Origin of the sequence: Siminovitchia sp. FSL W7-1587, from assembly GCF_037963795.1 — a bacterium.
Classification (GTDB): Bacteria; Bacillota; Bacilli; order Bacillales; family Bacillaceae_C; genus Siminovitchia; species Siminovitchia thermophila.
In genome coordinates this window covers 1,410,651-1,430,815 of sequence record NZ_CP150169.1, presented here as the reverse complement: position 1 = coordinate 1,430,815, position 20,165 = coordinate 1,410,651, and the positions used below count along the sequence as shown (strand labels likewise).

Annotated in this window: 12 protein-coding genes and 1 pseudogene; 11 read left to right on the top strand and 2 right to left on the bottom strand. The window is 43.8% G+C overall.

The genetic code is table 11. The annotated features are described in order from the left end of the window. Nucleotides 1-80: 80 nt before the first annotated feature. From NST31_RS06625 to NST31_RS06585, 9 genes are all read left to right on the top strand, one after another. A complete protein-coding gene (locus NST31_RS06625) occupies nucleotides 81-638 on the top strand; it encodes a thioredoxin family protein (protein WP_077113592.1) in 558 nt (185 codons plus the stop codon). Between the two features lie 240 nt (nucleotides 639-878). Continuing rightward, nucleotides 879-1,838 carry a carbon-nitrogen hydrolase family protein gene (locus NST31_RS06620; protein WP_077113628.1) on the top strand — a complete coding sequence of 320 codons (960 nt, stop codon included), beginning with the start codon at nucleotides 879-881 and terminating at the stop codon, nucleotides 1,836-1,838. Between the two features lie 321 nt (nucleotides 1,839-2,159). Further along, entirely contained in the window at nucleotides 2,160-4,328 is a 2,169-nt protein-coding gene (locus tag NST31_RS06615; RefSeq protein ID WP_077113591.1) for a Xaa-Pro dipeptidyl-peptidase, read from the top strand. Between the two features lie 241 nt (nucleotides 4,329-4,569). Continuing rightward, nucleotides 4,570-5,586 carry an ABC transporter ATP-binding protein gene (locus NST31_RS06610; protein ID WP_077113590.1) on the top strand — a complete coding sequence of 339 codons (1,017 nt, stop codon included), beginning with the start codon at nucleotides 4,570-4,572 and terminating at the stop codon, nucleotides 5,584-5,586. After that, the gene (locus NST31_RS06605) at nucleotides 5,561-6,526 is read left to right on the top strand and encodes a dipeptide ABC transporter ATP-binding protein (RefSeq protein WP_077113589.1); all 966 of its coding nucleotides are present in this window, start codon (nucleotides 5,561-5,563) and stop codon (nucleotides 6,524-6,526) included. The genes NST31_RS06610 and NST31_RS06605 overlap by 26 nt, the downstream gene beginning before the upstream one ends. 50 nt (nucleotides 6,527-6,576) lie before the next feature. Continuing rightward, nucleotides 6,577-8,223 (top strand): ABC transporter substrate-binding protein, encoded by a 1,647-nt coding sequence (locus NST31_RS06600; RefSeq protein ID WP_077113627.1) that lies wholly within the window; start codon nucleotides 6,577-6,579, stop codon nucleotides 8,221-8,223. Between the two features lie 154 nt (nucleotides 8,224-8,377). Continuing rightward, a complete protein-coding gene (locus NST31_RS06595; RefSeq protein WP_077113588.1) occupies nucleotides 8,378-9,379 on the top strand; it encodes an ABC transporter permease in 1,002 nt (333 codons plus the stop codon). An 81-nt stretch (nucleotides 9,380-9,460) separates the two neighbouring features. Next, on the top strand, nucleotides 9,461-10,312 hold the full coding sequence (locus NST31_RS06590) for an ABC transporter permease (RefSeq protein WP_236017041.1): 852 nt from the start codon (nucleotides 9,461-9,463) through the stop codon (nucleotides 10,310-10,312). Between the two features lie 355 nt (nucleotides 10,313-10,667). Further along, the gene (locus NST31_RS06585; RefSeq protein WP_077113587.1) at nucleotides 10,668-10,928 is read left to right on the top strand and encodes a peptidylprolyl isomerase; all 261 of its coding nucleotides are present in this window, start codon (nucleotides 10,668-10,670) and stop codon (nucleotides 10,926-10,928) included. Nucleotides 10,929-11,632: 704 nt separating this feature from the next. On the opposite strand, the pseudogene NST31_RS06580 reads toward NST31_RS06585, so the two are convergent. Further along, nucleotides 11,633-13,303 (bottom strand): annotated as a pseudogene (locus NST31_RS06580) (Xaa-Pro dipeptidyl-peptidase); the annotation flags it as partial. Between the two features lie 733 nt (nucleotides 13,304-14,036). On the opposite strand from NST31_RS06580, the gene NST31_RS06575 reads away from it, so the two are divergent. Next, complete coding sequence (locus NST31_RS06575; protein ID WP_205179091.1) at nucleotides 14,037-16,277, top strand: M6 family metalloprotease domain-containing protein; 2,241 nt, start codon at nucleotides 14,037-14,039, stop codon at nucleotides 16,275-16,277. A 256-nt stretch (nucleotides 16,278-16,533) separates the two neighbouring features. Here the strand turns inward: NST31_RS06575 and NST31_RS06570 are convergent, their stop codons facing one another. After that, nucleotides 16,534-17,076 carry a hypothetical protein gene (locus tag NST31_RS06570; RefSeq protein WP_077113584.1) on the bottom strand — a complete coding sequence of 181 codons (543 nt, stop codon included), beginning with the start codon at nucleotides 17,074-17,076 and terminating at the stop codon, nucleotides 16,534-16,536. Between the two features lie 199 nt (nucleotides 17,077-17,275). Here NST31_RS06570 and NST31_RS06565 point away from each other — a divergent pair, with 199 nt between their 5' ends. After that, nucleotides 17,276-19,969, top strand: coding sequence for a M64 family metallopeptidase (locus NST31_RS06565; RefSeq protein WP_077113583.1), 2,694 nt, complete (start codon nucleotides 17,276-17,278; stop codon nucleotides 19,967-19,969). The last annotated feature ends 196 nt before the right edge of the window (nucleotides 19,970-20,165 follow it).

Below are 20,165 nucleotides of genomic sequence, written 5' to 3'. Positions count from 1 at the left end.
ACGGAAGAATGCGGTTTGGTTTACACAATCTATTTTATTGAAGTACTCTTAGTATAAAAGTGGAAAAGGAGATGAAGAGAATGGATTTACATAATTGGTATGAAAAAGGGTTGACGCCGGATGAATATATCGAAACACTTGAATATCACAAGGACGGCTTTTCGCGGGTTTATGATCAGTTTACTCCCCCGGAGGATGAGCGCTTTTTTCAATCCATAAAAGACAAGCAATTGCGGGTCATTGTCTTGGCAGAACCTTGGTGCGGACATTGTATGCTGAACATCCCTGTTTTGCTCCGTTTGGCTGAAAAAACGGATATGCCGGTCCGCTTTTTGCTCCGGGATCAAAACTTGGAACTGATGGACCGATATTTGACGAATGAAAAACGAATTATTCCGATTTTTATTTTTATAGACGAAAACGGAAATGAAGTGGCGAAATGGGGACCGATTACAGATTTTACAAAAAAGTTTGTTGACGGGTTCAAAAAAGACTTGCCGCCGAAGGATGATCCAGGGTACGATGAAAAATTTAAAGTGATGGTAAAACAAGTGGCAAAATCTTTTAGGGAGAATCCGGACTTTTGGAACAACTCTTATGAGTCTATGAAAACAGCACTATATAACTATAAACCTTAAAAACAATTGGGACAAGCAATGCTCTTGAAGTGCTACGAAAAGTGAAACGTTAATAAGGCCAGGGCCCGATATTGCATCAGGCTCAGGTCTTTTCGTTTTTGCCAAAGGTACAAAGCACTCGGATTGCCGCAATTTTGGCATCAGTTTGCCGACAGAAGGTAGCCAGATATGCAGGAGAAACATCTATATCAGAGGGAGATGGTGGAAATATATTTTCCCGGAAAGAAAAGTGGAAGGATGATGATTTTGCAGAAAAAAAGACAGTGTCAAGTCGCTGTTGTTCAAGCCGGCGCAGAAGTGATGGACAAAGTGAAAGGGGTCGAAAAGACGGTCCGGTTGATCAGAGAAGCGAGCCAAAAAGGGGCCAATATCATTGTGTTCCCGGAGGCGTTCATACCGGCTTACCCAAGGGGTATGTCCTTTGGAACGGTGGTAGGTTCCCGGTCTAATGAAGGGAGAAAGGATTTTTTTCGGTATTGGAACAATTCCATTACAGTGCCTGGAGAGGAGACAGTAGAAATCGGCAAAGCTGCCAAGAAGGCAAAAGCTTATGTTGTGATAGGGGTGATTGAAAAAGAAAGTGAATCCAGCCAGGGGACGCTCTATTGCACAGCGTTGTTTTTCGGCCCGGATGGGGAGCTGTTGGGAAAACACCGCAAGCTGAAGCCTACTGGGGCGGAGAGACTTATTTGGGGAGAAGGTGATGGAAGCACATTGCCCGTTTTTGATACACCGTACGGAAGAATAGGCGCACTCATATGCTGGGAAAATTACATGCCGCTTGCGCGCGCGGCCATGTATGATAAAGGTGTGCAAATTTACGTTGCGCCAACCGCTGACGGAAGGGATACGTGGTTTTGCACGATGAGGCATATCGCGCTGGAAGGAAGATGCTTTGTTTTGTCATGCAACCAGTATGCCACAAAGAGTATGTATCCGGAGGATCTTTCTTCACGCAAGGAAATGAACGAATGGCCGGAAGAACTCACCCGCGGGGGGAGCTGTATTGTGAATCCGCTGGGCGAATTTATTGTTGAGCCAGTGTTTGGAAAGGAAAAGATTCTCTACGCGGAAATCGATCTGGATAAGATTGCCGAAGCGCAGTTTGACTTTGATGTCGTAGGCCATTATGCGCGACCAGATATTTTCCAGCTGACCGTGAACGAACAAGAGCAAAAAAACACAGTTTGGATCAAATAGAACGATAGAAATCCTTTCAGGAAATAGGTATTACTTCTTGGAAGGGTTTTTATATTGCAAAGGTAGACATGGGGCTATCTGCACCAAAAGATTTAATCTGGCGTGTTTTGATGACGCTTTTTTAATCTGCTTCTTTTTTCAGCCGTTCTGACCATGTTATGGCGTTTTCCTCACTACAAGACTAATGTCGATTTGGGAAATCTAGCATTCTCGTAAAAAAAATTTGTAAAATATCCCAGATAATTAACCGAAAAGACCCTTTTCTATCAAGAATATTTAAATTATTATGAAAATATAAACAAAAGGGAGGGAAATGATATAATGCGTTGGAGTACAAGTAGAGTGGCCCTTAGTCTAGTATTGTCTCTTTTGTTAGTGCCGTCGTTTTCCCACCTCGACAATGATAAAGTATATGCCGAGCAGGTAACGGTTTCTGGACATGAATTGGAAGATGGCGTCACACGGCCCATCTATTCTTATTTGGACGCCATTAAAGAAACCGTTTTCATTCAATCGGAATTGGACAGTGATGAAAATGGAGAGCCGGATCGGATTGCGATTGACATTATGCGTCCAAAAGAAACAGAGGAAGGATTAAAGGTGCCCGTAATCATGGAGGCAAGTCCTTATTATGAAAAGTTGGGACGAGGTAATGAGTCCCAAGTAAAAGATCCGGATGGTTCCGGAACAAACGAAATGTTCCCTTTATTTTACGACAATTACTTCGTTCCGCGGGGATATGCGGTCGTGTTGCTGGATATGGTGGGAACAAACAATTCCGATGGCTGTCCCACAACAGGTGGATTTGAAGAGACGGAAAGCGTAAAAGTGGTCATCGAGTGGTTAAACGGAAAGGGAAAAGCGTTCGACAAAGAGGGAAATGAAGTGAGTGCCGATTGGTCAGCTGGAAAAGTGGGAATGGTCGGCAAGTCTTACGATGGAACCTTAGCAAATGCAGTAGCCGCCACGGGTGTAGAAGGTTTGGAAACGATCGTGCCGATCGGTGCCATCAGCAGCTGGTATTATTATTATCGTTACGAAGGCATTCCGTTTTACCGCAACGGCCCCAGTGGTTTGGCAAGCAGGGTGACAAACAGTAAAAGGGTGCGGCAATGCGCACCGATCCACGAAAGAATAAGAGTCGCCGCTGATGATGAAACCGGAAATTACAATGAGTTTTGGGATGAGCGCAATTACTATAAAGATACAGGCAAGGTCAAGGCAAGCGTTTTTATGATTCACGGATTAAATGACTATAATGTGAAAGCGAACCATTTTTCCAAATGGTGGGAAGCGTTAGCTGAAAACGATATACCGAGGAAATTATGGCTTACACAGACAGGGCATGTAGACCCGTTTGATTTTAGAAGAGCAGAATGGGTACAGACACTTCACCGCTGGTTCGACTATTGGCTGCTGGACATAGAAAACGGCATCATGGATGAACCGATTTTAGACTTGGAAACAGGTCCGGGTGAGTGGGAAACACATTCCAGTTGGCCGGCTGAAAATTCAACGTTTGTCAGAGTACGACTTGCTCCAGGAAATGAAAGCTTGCCAGGCACGCTGACAACTGGACCGGTGAATGGAGAAGCTGTCCAAACATTCACGGATAACCCGGATCAAACTGACAAGCAGATGGTGCAAAATGAATTTACAGTAAAAGAGGACAGACTCATCTTTTTGTCTCCGGAACTTCAGGAAGATGTCCGGTTAAGCGGTGTTCCCGAAATAGATATTCGCACGGTCGTTGATAAGGAAAATACGAATCTTACAGCGCTGATCGTAGATTATGGAACAGATGTAAGGGTAGATCATCAAAGCAGTGATGAAGGGATCCGGACACTTTCCAACAGAACGTGCTGGGGTGAAAGTTCTCCAACCGACAGCGCCTGCTATCTGGAAACGGAATTAACAACAATTGAATCCCCCTATGAAATTGTGACACATGGATGGCTTAGCGCCAAGAATAGAAAATCGCTTGAACACCCTGTCTTTCTGGAGCCTGGAAAAAATCATCGCATCAAATGGGAAACCCTTCCAGAAGATTATGTATTTAAAAAAGGCCATCGGATTGGAATTGTCATTGCTGGAAGCAATAAAGGAAGGCTCCTTACGGACCCAAACCGTGCTGCATTTCATGTCCATCTAGGAAAGAGTTTGGTAGAATTGCCGATCGTTGGAGGCAGAAAAGCTCTTGAAAACGCACTTGGAGAAACAACCCCAACAACCGCAACAGAAATTCTATCGCTTGTGGAGAGTTTAAAAGAGGATGGCGAGTTTCAAAGTGAAGAGGAAGCCCGTGCTTTAACTACTCATATGGCGGCAGTTGAACTTTATGAGAAAAAAGGGCTCGGTGATAAAGTAGCGAAACATATGAATGGATTTATGTTGTTGCTGGACCAGCAACGAAATAATGGGCTAATATCCAATAAAGGCTATTATATGCTCAAAGAAGAAGCTGAATCACTTATTGAAAGCGGGCCGTAGTTTGCCGGTAATAGGATGATATTTTTGAAAAATAGTTGTTTCCCGGCAGCAGTCGGCGAGGCGATGCCGGGAAATTTTAAATGAACAGTAACGAAATAAACAAGCGGTTGAAAATGAAAGAAGACACAAATGTTATTGCAATAAAACTTGAAAACTGTGATTAAATAAAGTATATTTAACCTAATCTCATTTTTTACATAATTCCAAATAGGATGGCTTTTTTTAGGAGGTGTGAACATATTTGAATGAAGTAATTTTAGAGATCAATCAATTACATACCCATTTTTTTACCGACACCGGAGAAATTCCAGCTGTAAATGGAGTGAGTCTCAAGATACATAAAGGAGAAGTGCTGGGAATTGTTGGGGAATCAGGATGTGGAAAAAGCGTCACGTCCTTGTCGATTATGCAATTGGTTCCAAATCCTCCCGGTAAAATTGTGGGAGGGGAAATCTATTTTTTAGGTGAAAATCTCGTAAAAGCTTCCAACAAGCGAATGAGAAAAATAAGGGGAAATGAAATCTCCATGATTTTTCAGGAGCCAATGACATCTCTCGATCCTCTGTTTACGATTGGAGATCAGATCATTGAAGCGATCCGAATCCATCAAAAAATCAGCAAAAAAGAGGCCCGGGCGAAATCGATCCAATTACTGAAACTCGTTGGTATTCCCCGGCCGGAACAAATTATCCATGAATACCCCCATCAGCTTTCGGGCGGAATGAGGCAACGCGTCATGATTGCGATATCGATGGCATGCGAGCCGAAACTTTTGATAGCGGATGAACCGACTACAGCTCTGGATGTAACGATTCAAGCCCAAATTCTTGATTTGATGAAGAAGTTAAATACAGAAAACGAGACTGCCATATTACTCATTACCCATGACTTGGGGGTTGTGGCCGAAATATGTGACCGGGTGTTGGTGATGTATTCCGGACAGGTTGTTGAAGAAGGTACGATGCGGCAAGTTTTAAAAGACCCGAAGCACCCCTACTCCCAGGGCCTGATCAAGTCCCTCCCCGTTTTACATAAAAAACAGCAAAAATTGTATTCTATTCCAGGTACGGTTCCACAGCCGAAAATTGGAGCGGTTGGATGTCATTTTGCGCCGCGATGCGAGTTTGCATTTGATCGCTGTTTTGTTGAAACGCCAGAATTGTATGCGCTTGCAAAAGGGGGGAGCAGTCGCTGTTTTTTATATGAGGGGAAGGAGAGTGAACAGGGAGAACATGCAAAAGCCACTCTTGGAAGTTAAGGGTTTAAAGAAACATTTTGACATAAAAGGCGGCGTTTTGGGACGGAAAATAGGAGCAGTGAAAGCTGTTGACGAAGTTTCGTTTCATGTCATGCCGGGAGAGACATTTGGAATCGTCGGCGAGTCCGGATGTGGAAAGTCCACTACCGGCAAGTGCATTTTACAATTGATGAAACCGACAGCCGGAAAAATACGCTTTGAGGGAAAAGAACTCACCACCATACCACCTGAAGAAATGCGAAAGTTAAGGCGGGATATGCAAATCATCTTCCAAGATCCATATGCTTCCTTAAATCCAAGGCATAAAGTGGAAAAAATTATCACCGAACCACTTCTCGTTCATGGAATGGCATCCGCAAAGGAACGAAAAGCCCGGATGAAAGAACTGCTCGAAATAGTGGGTCTAAGCATGTATCATGCTTCCCGCTACCCCCATCAGTTCAGCGGGGGGCAACGGCAAAGGATCGGCATTGCAAGAGCGCTTGCGAACAATCCGAAGTTAATCATATGTGACGAGCCCGTGTCTGCTCTGGATGTTTCCGTTCAATCCCAAATTCTTAATTTATTGGAGGATTTACGTGAAACGTTTCATTTGACTTATATTTTTATCGCGCATGATTTAAGTGTGGTCAAACATATCAGCCATCGTGTTGGCGTCATGTATTTGGGACGGATTGTGGAATTGGCCGAGAAAGACAAACTATACTCAAATCCGAAACATCCCTATACGGAAGCCCTTTTGTCGGCGGCTCCCGTACCGGACCCGGATGTAGCAAGAGAAAGGATTATTTTAAAAGGAGATGTGCCGAGCCCTTCGAGTCCGCCATTGGGGTGTGCTTTTCATCCAAGATGTCCAAAGGCAATGGAAATTTGCAAAATTGAAAGGCCAGAATTTCGCAAGATGGAAGAAGGGCATTTTGTGGCTTGTCATCTTTATTAAATAGAAGGAATAAGCTTTATTAAATTTATTTTATGAATGAAAAGGGGGAAATGGGTTTGAAGAGACGCTTAACTCTTTTACTTTCACTTGTCACGGGACTAGCTTTGTTCCTTGCGGCATGCAGCGGTGGAGATCAGACTTCATCAGATGATTCAAAAGGATCGGGGAAGAAAGAAAAAGATACTGAACAGGTGCTTATTTATGCTCGCGGCGGGGATTCCAGCAGTTTGGACTTTGCCAGTGTTTCTGATGGAGAAACCTCCCGTGTGACGAAGAATATTTACGAAAGCTTACTCGATTATGACAGAGAGTCATTTGAAATCGTACCCAAGCTTGCTAAGGAATGGGAAGTTTCGGAAGATGGATTGACGTATACTTTCTTCCTGGAAGAAGGAGTGAAATTCCATGACGGTTCAGATTTCAATGCAGAAGCAGTAAAAATCAACTTTGAACGTTGGTCCGATCCGGAACATCAGTACAGCTTTACCGATGATGGATATATTTATCCTTTATACGGCGCCATGTTCGGAGGCTATAAAGGGGAAGAGGGACATATCATCAAGGAGGTCAATGTAAAAGGAGATTATGAAATCGAGTTTGTTTTAAATGAGCCGTTAGGTTCTTTCTTGCAAAATATGGCCATGCACTACTTTTCCATAACATCTCCGGCCGCTTTAGAAGAACATGGCTCAAAAATTAACGAAAATCCGGTGGGAACTGGTCCATTCAAGTTTGCTAGTTGGACGAAGGATGACCAAATTGTTTTGGAAAAAAATGAAGATTATTGGAAAGAAGGATTGCCCAAATTAGATAGAGTTATTTATAAAGTCATTCCAGACACCGCCGCCCGCTTGATTGCCCTCAAATCGGGTGAAGTGGACATCATTGATGATGTAAACCCCGAAGATGCCGAAGGCATTGAAGCGGATGAAAATTTGCAGTTATTTACACGCAGCGAAAATAACGTAGGTTACTTGGGATTCAACAATCAGAAAGAACCGTTAAATAATAAGCAAGTACGCCAGGCGATCAATTATGCCATTGACAAACAGTCTATCATTGACGCATTGTATTCGGGCTACGCGACGCCCGCGAAGAACCTCATCCCGCCAACCTATTTGGGGTATAACGATGAAGTGGCAGGGTATGATTACGATCCGGAGAAAGCGAAAGAACTGCTGGAAAAAGCAGGGTATAAGGATGGATTTGATATTGACCTATGGGTCATGCCTGTATCAAGGCCATATATGCCTGACCCAGAAAAGGTAAGCGAAATCATTCAAAACAATTTGGGACAGGTTGGCATCAAGGTAAACATTGTCCGTGAAGAATGGGCGCCTTATTTGGAGAAAACGGCGAAAGGTGATCAAGAATTGTATTTAATGGGCTGGTCGGGCACAAATGGCGACCCGAATTACTTCTTTGACAGCTTGATGCACAGTAAAGCGATCGGAGGAGAGAACAGAAACTTCTATGAAAATAAAGAAGTGGATAAATTATTGGATCAGGCACGGCTATCTATAGAGCAAGACGAGCGGGCCAAACTATACAAGGAAGCGCAAGTGCTGTTAAGTGAAGACGCCCCGACAGCATTGTTGGTACATTCCAAACCGCTTGTGGCGGCAAAAAGCACCGTGAAAAACTTTATACCTCATCCATCCACGAGTGATCCGTTGGAAGAAGTAGAACTGGAATAAAGATCAATATGGGGCTGGGACAAAAGCCGGTTCATTAGAAAAAGAGTGGCGCAGACCACACGAGTTGGTGGGGTAATAGAGTCCTTCTATTACCCTATATTTTTATTTTTACAATCAAATGCACTTTCATCAATTTAGGAAATGGGGTGGATGTATGTATGCCTATATTGGCAGGCGTATTTTCGTGCTTATTCCTGTTTTGCTTGGAATGACGATTATTACGTTTGCGATTGTACATATGATTCCCGGAAATCCGGCACAAACCATTTTAGGGGAAGCGGCTAAAGAGTCGACAGTTAAGGAACTGGAAGAAAGATTGGGCTTAAACAAGCCGTATCCCGTTCAATATGGAATCTATTTATCAAATGTGCTGCAGGGGGACTTGGGAACATCTTTGCGGACTAAAAACGACATATTGACTGAAATGCTGCCACGGTTGGGGGCGACTTTTGAGCTGACATTTTTCGCCATCTTATTTGCCATCATTATCGGGGTCAATGCCGGTATTATCAGTGCTTGGAAGCAAAATTCATGGTTTGATTTTTTGGCGATGCTGTTTGCCTTAATCGGTGTATCAATGCCCGTCTTCTGGCTGGCGCTCATGGAGCAGTGGCTGTTTGCCCAAGAGCTTGCATGGCTCCCTGCTTATGGAAGAGAGGCAAGCAAGGATCCCATTACACCCATCACCCATTTATATGTCCTCGATTCTCTTCTGCAAATGGACTTTGAAAAAACGGTGACAGTCTTAAAACACCTCGTTTTGCCAGCTATCGCACTCGGAACGATTCCAATGGCGATTATTGCCAGAATGACACGTTCCAGCATGTTGGAGGTTATGAAGTCCGATTACATTAGGACAGTCCGGGCAAAGGGGGCGGGCACGTTCCTGGTGATTTATAAACACGCATTAAAAAACGCCCTTATCCCTGTCATCACCGTCATTGGTCTGCAGGCAGGCGTATTATTGGGCGGTGCGATTTTAACTGAAACGATCTTTAGTTGGCCAGGTGTGGGACGTTATATATTTGAGGCGATTAATTATCGGGATTATCCGGTCATTCAAAGCGGAATATTGGTGATCGCTTTTATATTTGTCATTATTAACTTGATTGTCGATATTTTATATACCGTCATCGACCCCAGAATCAAATACTAATAAGGGGGATCAAATATGCAAACAAATGTTGAAATGGGGCCCTCAACACAAATTCCTCCCAAAAGGCCCGAGGAACCTGAAATGGGAGCCCCTCCCTCCCTGTGGCGGGATGCTTTGAGACAGCTTAGAAAAAATCGTTTCGCCATTACCGGTTTTTTTATCATACTATTTTTTGTTTTGCTTGGATTCATTGCCCCGTTCGTTACGCCTTACGGATTCGATGAACAAGTCATTTCCGACAGGCTGCAGCCTCCGTCTGCAACACACTGGCTTGGAACGGATGATCTTGGGCGGGATATTTTTACAAGAATTGCGTATGGCGCGAGACTTTCTCTTCAAGTCGGTTTCTTTGCGGTTATAGGCGCACTATTTTTTGGAACGATTTTAGGTGTTCTTGCCGGATATTACGGGCGTTGGGTGGACATGCTTATTTCACGATTTTTTGATATTTTGCTTGCTTTTCCGAGCATTTTATTGGCCATCGCTATTGTAGCCATTTTGGGAGCCTCTCTGCAAAACGCCTTGATTGCGATTGCCATCGTTAATATTCCGATTTTTGGGCGTCTTGTCCGTTCCAGGGTCATTAGTTTGCGGGAAGAGGAGTTTATCATGGCGGCGAGGGCCCAGGGAATGAAAAATGGCCGCATACTGCTCCACCATATATTGCCGAACAGCATGGCTCCGCTCATCGTACAAAGTACATTGGGATTTGGCACAGCCATTTTGGATGCCGCCGGACTTGGTTTTTTGGGGCTCGGAGCGCAGCCGCCTTTGCCGGAGTGGGGTAAAATGCTAGCGGATTCAAGGGATTTTATACAGCTTGCGCCGTGGACGTTGATTGTGCCGGGAGTCTGTATTGTGCTCGTTGTTCTCGGGTTCAATCTTATGGGGGATGGACTGCGGGACGTTTTAGACCCCAAGATGAAAAACTAAAGCGAGGCATAGCGAGTAGCTTGGTGATCATTCTTAAGCCCTTCATCATGTCCGCATGCAACGCAAAACACACAAATGAGCGGTGGTAGTTGTAGTGGAAAGTGATGGGAGCTAAAAGAAAGATATAGACAGGAATTGTTAAGTGTGTTTGTCAACATATTGGAAGATTAAATGATAAAGAAATAGATGAAAAGGTGATAGAGAGCAAAGATCAACTGGGCGTCCAGCTTAAGATGTGGCTGGCAAGTCAAGGCTTTCTTGGGGAAGGGGCGGTGCGCATCGGCCTTTTAAACGAAAAGGCGATAGATGTGGTGGTAATATTTGAGAAAAATAGATAAAAGAGTACTATAAGCGCATGAAAACGGAGATTCAGGCTCCCCCTATTTTGGTAAAGAATGAAAAGACGGCCAAGGAAATAAAACAAACGTTTGATAAAGGAGAAAAATTTGAAGCGTTGGCAAAACAATATTCTACCGATACTTCCAATGCAAAAGCAGGAGGAAAATTAGAATATTTTACTGTCGGTGCGATGCTGCCGGAATTTGAAGAAGCCGTGTGTCAACAAGAGGGCGAGCCCGTATATAGGCAGGTGGATGAAAAAGCCGGGGACGTATGAGAAAAACGGAGAAGCGATTTTAGCGACACTCCAATAAAAAAGTAGATCTGAAACCACTCGTAGAAATGACGGGAATTGTGTAAGGGTGGATGTATTCAAGGATGTGTTTAAGGCGGATTACGTAAATTCAGAGGGATACATGGTGATTGCCTTTCCTTGCGAGCTTTTCGCCTAGAATAACACTGGCTTCAGCCCTATTATGTATGCGGGCTGAAGCCGGTTCACTTTCTTGAACGCACTCATCTACCGCTTCTTTCAAATGCCTATCGCTTTTGGCATTTTATTGCAGTTGACAGATAAAGATATGAATTTTAGGTGTTCTCGCCCTTTTTTAGAGTCATCAAAAAACTCCCCATCTGTCTGGATCAAGGGGAGAATAGTTGCTTTATTTCATCATCATTTTGGTAATCAAAAGGTCATTGCCATTTTTTTATGAAGTAATCCGTGTCAGATTTCAAAGTTTGATAGGCGCGTTCTGACATATGTCCTTTTTGAAAATAGTGATCAAGCAAAGGGTAAAAACTTTTCATATGTTGAACTACCTTTTCAGCTTTGCCTTGCTGTTCGAAATGATGGATGGATACTAAATGAACCTGCAAGGAACGGGCGGCCTCATTGTTTGTAAACTCCCCATCTTTCTCGAATTGCTGTACAGTTTTTTCCATGATGGCCGCGGTGATATTCAGATGTTGCAAGTCACCATCAATTGGCAAGGTTATTTCACTTTCTCCAGGAAATATTGTTATTTTTGTTCCGGCCGGAGGACGGATTGTGAATTCATGGTCGCTTGCAAGAAGAATGATGCCCAGGCGATGCCCCGATTTAAACACATAGTCATCTGGCTGCATATCCCACTTGAATGTATATGCTTGATGAGGTGTTAGTGGTACAGATTGTGCGGCTGATTCCAGGTTTTGTGGGTCCATCCATCCCCGTGTGACGATTTCCGGCTTTGTTCCGCCATAATCGACAAGAAGTGCGGTCAAGTTGGCTACACGCCGGTCAATGCTTGCCTTCAATGTCACTACAGGTGTGCCGCTTAGACGGATGGGCTCTTTTAATACTGGTGAAAGATAAGCAAGGCGATTTTCAGACTTTATTTCCGGTTCTGCCGCAAGCTCAGTTGCTTTTTTCAAGGGGGTATCGGTCAGGCTTTCATGACTCGATGCATTTGCGAACGCTTCGCTGCTGAGAACTCCGCTATCTGTATCGGTGCCTTCCTTAAGATGCAGCTTTACGGAAGCTGCTTCAGGGGCAGGCCAGTCCTCTTGCTGATGCCACGTACGGTCTTCACGCTGGATGTCGACCTTCGGTTCGTCCATCAATCCGTTTTCAATTCCATATAGCCAGTAATCGAACCATCTATTTTCCGTCTGTTTCCAATTATTTGATGAAACCCCACTATGTCCTCCCTGATGGAGCCACATTTTTCGCGGTATGTTGTTTTGCTTTAGTGCTTCCCACCATTGTGAAAACTGCTTTGTCTTTACATTCCAGTCGTTTAAGCCATGGACGATCAAGACACTTGCTTTGATGTTATTCGCGTCATTCAAATAATTCCGCCTGTTCCAAAACTCGTTATAATCACCTGTTATTCGGTCTTGTTTTTCGGTGAGCTGATCAATTCCTTGTTGGCAAATATCGGGATTTTTCCGTGTTAAAACATATTTAGCCAATACGTCGGCATCCTCTCCCTGGTAGCCGCCGGGAGCAACCACGGCGCCGTTTGCCCGGTAGTAATCGTACCAGTTGCTGATTGCCGCTATGGGTATAATCGTTTTCAGCCCTTCCACACCGGTAGCCGCAACGCCGTTTGGCAATGTGCCGTTATAGGAGACGCCAATCATGCCGACATGGCCAGTCGACCAATCGGCATTCACTTCACCCCCATCTTCTGTGAAAGCTTTAGCCCGTCCATTGAGCCAATCAATGACCGCCTTTGTTCCCATGATTTCATGTACATCGCCTACTGTTGGACAGCCGTCCGAGGCACCGCTCCCAATGCTGTATCCTAAAATGACCGCATAGCCTCTTGGAACATAATAATCTCCCAAAGAGCCAAGATTTGCTGCCGACGGCTTGCCGTCGATCGGAACCAAATCCATATCAACGTTGTGAAAATCAACTGGATTTCCGCCGGCCCGATATGGGCTCATTTCATAGATGACCGGCACTTTTATTCCGGGATCTGTATGCGGGCGCATGACACGAATAGCCACGCGGTCCCGTTTACCATCCCCGTCGCTATCTGTTTCTGTTTCAACCAACAAGTTCTCGATGATGGCCTCATCAATGGGATAGATCGGCTTCGTCATTCCGTCTTCTAGTTCTATTTTGGTGTATTCTGTTGCTGTTTCCGGAACAAGTCCATTCATTTTGACTGGTTCCTTGGAGGAAGCAGTCGGTGAAATCTGATTGGCTGAAACTTCGGCGGTGCTTCCCAAAAGGATCATCAACATGAAGAGTGAATAGATGACCGGCCTTTTCATTACCCATCTTCCTCCTTTGGTGAATCGTTCATTTCGGTTTGCTCGTATTGCCGCGCAATTCCTATTTCCTCCCTCGTTAAAAAAATACAGTTTGAGTTATCCATAACATAACACCGCTGTTTAATTTAAACAATTTAAAATTATTAAAATAAATAAAATAGTAAGCAAGTAATCTGTTGTCGTTAGGATATATTGCCTATCATTTGCTTTTATGCTGTTTGGCAAAAGCGAAGCATCCAGTGCATACTCAGCCATCAAGGGAGAACGGATTCTTAAAGGTTTGTTCATACCTTGTAACCTTTTGCAAATGCTTTACAGGTCTTTATCACTATTTTTCATTAAGTCTCTAGAAATGGGTACAGAAAAGGAATAGATGTGATGATCCACACTTTTATTCAGAATATAATCAACATTAAGAATAAAACATCACCTAAACCCTATTTCAGTTGTTATTTAAGAAGAATGAATAATGTGTAAAAAAATGGGTTATAGGCGATGTTCTTATGAACAAAGGACCAGTCAGCCTTTATAGTACTTAAATATCATTCAGTATATTCTCAATTGTCGGAATTAAATTTAAATGGTATGCTTTTGTTAAAAATAAAAGGAGGTTGCTGGTTTGAGGCGAATAAATAGCATTTTTGTTGTTTTAGGTATTTTTTTGCTTTCAGTAGGCCTCACCTCACCTGTTTATGCTCAACAATCCGGGTTGGACACATTTCCGGAACCGGTAGATTCCGAGTCTTGGGTGTTGCCGGAACATATGACATGGGATGACTATCGACCCGTACCAGGGATGGATTGGAACAACGCGAATATTCAACCTGAAAGAGTGTTGAAAGGCGCATTGGTCGTAGTAGACTTTCCAGACCGGGAGTTTATTCTAAGTTCGGAAGAGGGAAGCGAGCATCATGGGAATCCGATCAATGGAAATATTCCCAGGGAAGAGGTGCCGAAGTATTGGGAAGATTCTTTAAACAAACCTCAACCTTTAAACAATCACCGGACAATTAACGAATACTGGATGGAAAATTCTTTTGGAAAATGGTCGGTGGACATTGATGCCTTTGGTCCTTACAGAATGGATCACAACGAATTTGAGTATGGCATGAATGAGTTTGGACAGCAGCCATTTTTACCACCGGATTATACGCCTAAAAGTACTTTTAGAACAGAAGCGATGAATAAGGCAAAAGCCGATATGGAAGCTTCGGGAGAAGAATATGATTTTACATTTATACTGCACGCCGGATATGATGAGTCAGGTGTTTGGCAGGAGTTTGGTGAAATGATGTTTGATGGTCCCGAATCTGTAAGTGATGAATATGGAGCGCCTTCCGAATATCCCGATATGCCAAATTGGGCTGCGACACGGTATGTTCCATGGACTTCATGGGTTGCCGCCAAAGGGATTTGGTCCCACGCTGATATAAGAAATGGCATATCTGTTCAAGGTGAAAACGATGGAATGGGAACCTTCGCACATGAATTTGGACATATTATGCAGTTGCTGGACAACTATAACAATCCATATGCCGACCCTGTTTCCCGCACGTATTCAGGTCCTTGGGAATTAATGAGTCGCGGCAGCTTTAATGGGCCAGGCGGCCCTCATACAAGATGGATGGTTCAGCCAACTTTAGGAGGTTCTGCGCCATCCCATCATATGCTGAGAAACAAGATTAAACAGGGCTTCTTGACAGAAGGCCAATATTTGAACGTCAACCGGGATGAATTGGCAGACACCGGTCCGGTGTTTGCGGACGTCCTTGCCCGCGCAGTCCCGAGCGGTGAGCAGTTTGGCCGGAGCGGCATATATGGCATCAATATCGAAATGGAAGATTTGACGCCGCCCAATTCCTTGCGGGATGATTGGCGCGCCGATATGCAACGGGGAGCGAAATGGTACGACAACTATACCTTGGAAGTGGTAGATCGTGTAGGGTTTGACTCATTTATACCAGACTCAGGAGTGCTGTTGGCCAAAACAAAGAACGCTGAATCCGCACCAAACATATGGGTGATTGATGCAAATCCGGAAGATATTGATCAGGTAGACTTCACGAGACCGAATGGTGAAAAAGCCATGTATTCAAAAGGAGACTATCGTCAGTTGGCAGATGCGTTATTTAAAGCAGGAACAGCGGATGGAGTGGTCAGCGAATACGTTGATGAGCATAACAGGCTCCACTTTTATATTCTTGATAAGAAATATGACGAAGATGGTGTGCTTTCTTACCGGGTGGCTGTCCGGCATTTGGATGGTGCGGGGGACTATAATCGTGGAGTAGAAGCGGTCAAGGACAAGGCGGAAAAAGCGGCTCCCGGAAAAGTGGCCACATACCATTTCAATGTGACAAACAGTGGGGATAGTGCTGACCTATACCGGCTGAATGCGGCAACAGAAGGCGGATGGAACACGATGCTCCAACACGAAGTGATTGAAGTGGCAGCAGGGCAGACAGTGAATGTGCCAGTCTATGTGCAAGTTCCGGAAGGCCAAGATTCGCAGACAGTGCTTTCTTTTACGGCAGTATCGGAAACAGATACGAATCAAGCCGTAACAATCCAACGTGTTGCCGGAACAAATGTCACTGCCAGCGATCTAGTTTCGTTGATTCAACAATTTGAGACTGGTGGCGAATTTGCCAACCAAGAAGCAGCTTGGGCTTTAAAAAACCATATGATCGCTGTAGAGCGCTTTGAAAAACAAGGAGAAAATGAAAAGGTGCTCAAGCATATGGGCGGGTTTGAGACTTTGTTAAATAACCAGTTAAAGAATCAATTGATTTCGGAAAAAGCTGGACAAGCCCTTCAGATTTATGCAGATGAGCTGATTGAAAAAGTTGGAAATGAATAATGGTATCTATCGTAAACGATATGTCTAACAAATATGTGCGTTCCTATAGAGGACGTGTCCGGAAGAACAAACAGACATTACCCTCGATTTTTATTAGGCTATGTTAAAGTGTTTGGTTCACTTTTGTGGGGAATTAACAAAAAGGGGTAATTCAAATGACCTTGGCCAACCGCAGAGACGTTACGACTTAGAAATACCGTATTCTAGCAGGAAAAATGAACTTGGAGGAAATGTACCTCCAAGTTCGTTCCTGTTATTACATTTTTTCTACAGATGTAGAGATTTTATGAATAATTTCTAATAAAGGTAATGTCCCATCGACAATGATATCCGAATTTGGCTTTATCGTTTTTAGCATCTCAAGATAACCCCGTCTTCCTTGTGCAATATAATTTTTCATATCCAACAATATATCATCAATAGAATTATTCTTAAAATCTCTCATCACTCTTCTTGCCATTGCGATATCCAAAGGAGTATCAATAAACACTGCGAAATCAATAAATTTACTCATTTTTGTGTGTTTATAGGCGAACGGAAAATCCAGCACAATGTAATCTAGTGGTTCGCTAAGTAGCCCTTCTAAATCTTTAATCAACGGAACCAAGTTCCAATCATCATAATTAGCTCCTCTGTCTACCCAATCGATCATGTCATCTGGACCTTCAAAATTGTAGTGATCAAAATAAAGTATTTTTGAATTTTGTAAGCTCTGGTTTAACTGTGTGGCTACTGTTGTTTTTCCTCCACCAGATACCGCAGCAATGGCAATGACAAGTGGAAGCTTTCCTTTATTCATACATTCACCCTTTATATCTTTTATACTATTTTACATTACAATTGGAATATTTTGTTACTAAACAAACCTAGTTACCATCATTCCTATTTTTTGCTTATCATATGAAACATTCTTTTCAAATCGACCTTTACCTTTAACATTATGTTGACATGATAGGAAAACATTAAAAAAACAGATTGATTAGGGAGGGGAAAATGACGTGTTTCGTCAAGGTAAAAAGGTGATATTGTCCTTGTTTGCGATCGGTGTCTTGATGCTTATGGGTTTGAGTCCTGCAACGGAGCAAGGAGATCGTTTTTCCATTGCATCAGCGAAAAGCGGACAGCTTGAGGTTGGTGATGTCAATATCGTTCCATTGCAGGTAACAGGACCGGCAAGTGAACGATTGAATCTAATCATTCTGGGAGATGGTTATACCGCTGATGAAATGGACAAGTTTCACGAGGATGTGGATCGGAATCAAAATGTCCAGTGGAGTGTTGAGCCGTTTCGGAGTTATCGGAATTACTTTAACGTATATATGGTAGAGACACCGTCCAAGGAATCAGGAATCAGTTGCGACCCGGATGATGGAAATGTCCGTCGGGATACTGTTTTTCATCTCCAATATGCGAATGAATGTCCGGCTGATCCGTTAGCGCGCGGTGTGACATACGGGGCTGGAGGAGTTGAAGCCAGGGATGCGATACTTAGAGATCATGTGGCTCCGCTTTTAGGAATACCTGAAAAATCTCAAAATATTCAAACGCTTGTTATAGCCAATACGTTTACTTATGGCGGGATCGGCGGCGTGCATGCCACAACAACTGGCGGAAGCCCGCAAGGACCGTTGGTTTCTTTGCACGAGTTGGGTCATTCCTTGGGTCAACTGCAAGATGAATATCCTTATTGGGGCAGAGAATATCCAGGTCTGCCGCATCCGAACAGCGAGCCAAGCTCTTTGCACCATACGCGGATGAGCTCAGAGGAAATGATGGCGCAAAAGGCAAAGTGGTGGCGTTGGTTGGGGGAAGAAAGCGAGTCTGGGGGGATGATTCGGGCTGCGGATCCGGACGGTTACGAAAGTGGTTCAACACGCGGGTCAAATGTTTGGCGTCCCAGCGAGCATTCTATGATGCGGTGGACTGGATTTTACTTCGATCAGGTTGGCAGGGAAATCATGACTCAGCGGATTACTGGAATGAGAAACGCCAATAAGATGCCGGTTAATTCAACGCCTGAAGGAGAAGTCGGCACCGAGGATGTACTATGGGTAGAGACAATGCATCCAAGATTTCATATGCTTGATGTAACGTGGGAGATTAATGGGAAAAGGGTGGCAGATACGAATAATAGCCGCTATTTAGAACTTGGGAAAGTGAATGTAAAAAAGGGAGACAGTATAAAGGCAACTGTGAAGGATACTACCGAATTTGTCCGAGACCCCGCATACTTGGATGGGCCGCGCATGACACAAACGAGAGAGTGGACAGTTGGAGCTCCGCTTCCGAAAAAAGATGTGGAGATTCAGTTCACCAACCATTCTACTACGCTTCATCATTTGACGCATGATGAAATCGTTTTTGTTGAAACAGCCAATCCTGTCGACAGGGTGTTACAAGTAACATGGGAGATTAATGGGAAGAAAATAGAAGACAAACATGATACCCGTCATCTCGATTTAAGCCAGTTCAATTTGCCGAAAGGATCATTTGAATTAAAGGCAAAGGTTATGGACCCGTTGGACTCTGGCGGGGGATCGGATACAGTTGGCTGGACTGTTGACAATGAACTTCCGCTAGCCGAAAAAACATTGTCTGATCCGCTGGCCATGTTAGGGACTGAACATTACGTATATTTCAATGAGTTTGATATGCTGCTTGATCCAAAAGATAATCAATCCGGGTTTGTCGTAGGCGAATTTCGGCTAAATAAAGATGGATGGTACAATTACTTTGGTTTTCCGGACGCCCCTCTGGGTACACCGTTTACATTTTCACATTCCGGAACAGTAGTTAAGGCACTCGTATATGGTAACTTGGGGACAGGAGGTCTTTCGAAGGCTGCTTTTGAGCAAACTTACAATGAGAATGATCCTGGAGGGCCGTTTGTTGCTGGATTTGGCACACATCTCGTTGAACATCGTGCAATTGATGCGGCGGGAAATATCGGCTTATCCAAAGACTTTCACGTGACTGTTTTGCCTGGCGGAAAACCAGCCTGTTCGGAAAAAATGACTGGAAAGCACCCAGGTAATGTAGTGGTGAAAGATGGGGTCGTCTGTATTGAAGATGCTGAAGTATCCGGGGGACTGACGGTCCAAGGAGGCGCATCAATCATAGTATCGAACAGCACAATTCATGGTGCCATTGAGAGTATAAATGCCGAAAGAGTTCAAATAGTCGAATCCACTGTCCAGGGGAAAACAACTGTGATGTCTACGAAAAGCGATGTATCCATTGTAGGCAGCTCATTTAACGGATCGCTTGCTTTGCTCGACAACAACCAAGTATCTGTGAACGAAAAATACGGAGAATACGGGCCGGTTGTAGTTGGAAACTCCGTTCATGGAACGCTCATTTCAGTGCATAATAACGCAAAAGTTGCTGACTTTGGAGCCTCGAATAAAGCAAGTGGGACATCTGATATAAATGCGCAAGATATCCTCTCTTTCATCAAGCATTTTGAAGTAGGAGGAGAGTTCTCCAATCCGGAGGCAGCCCGCGCATTAAAAACTCATATGATCGCTGTTGAGCTTTTTGAAGAAAAGGGAGAAGATGAAAAAGTACTTCAGCATATGGGCGGTTTCGAGACATTGCTTAATAACCAGCAAAAGAATCAATTAATCTCGGAAAAAGCCGGACAAATCCTTAACGCTTTTGCAAACGAGTTCGTTAAAAAAGTAGAAAGCTAATAAGGAAGGAGTGAATGTTTTTTAAAAGAAGGTGAAAAGAGCTTGCTTTCTGTCGGGGGAGACTTTTCCGCATTTGGCCGCTATATGGTGACATACACAATTCTGCTCGCACCTGATTGGGCGAAGTAGTCAGAAAGCTAACTTTGAGGTTCGGACAAAACCCTATAAAATTAAATAAGCCAGCGTGAAATCAAAT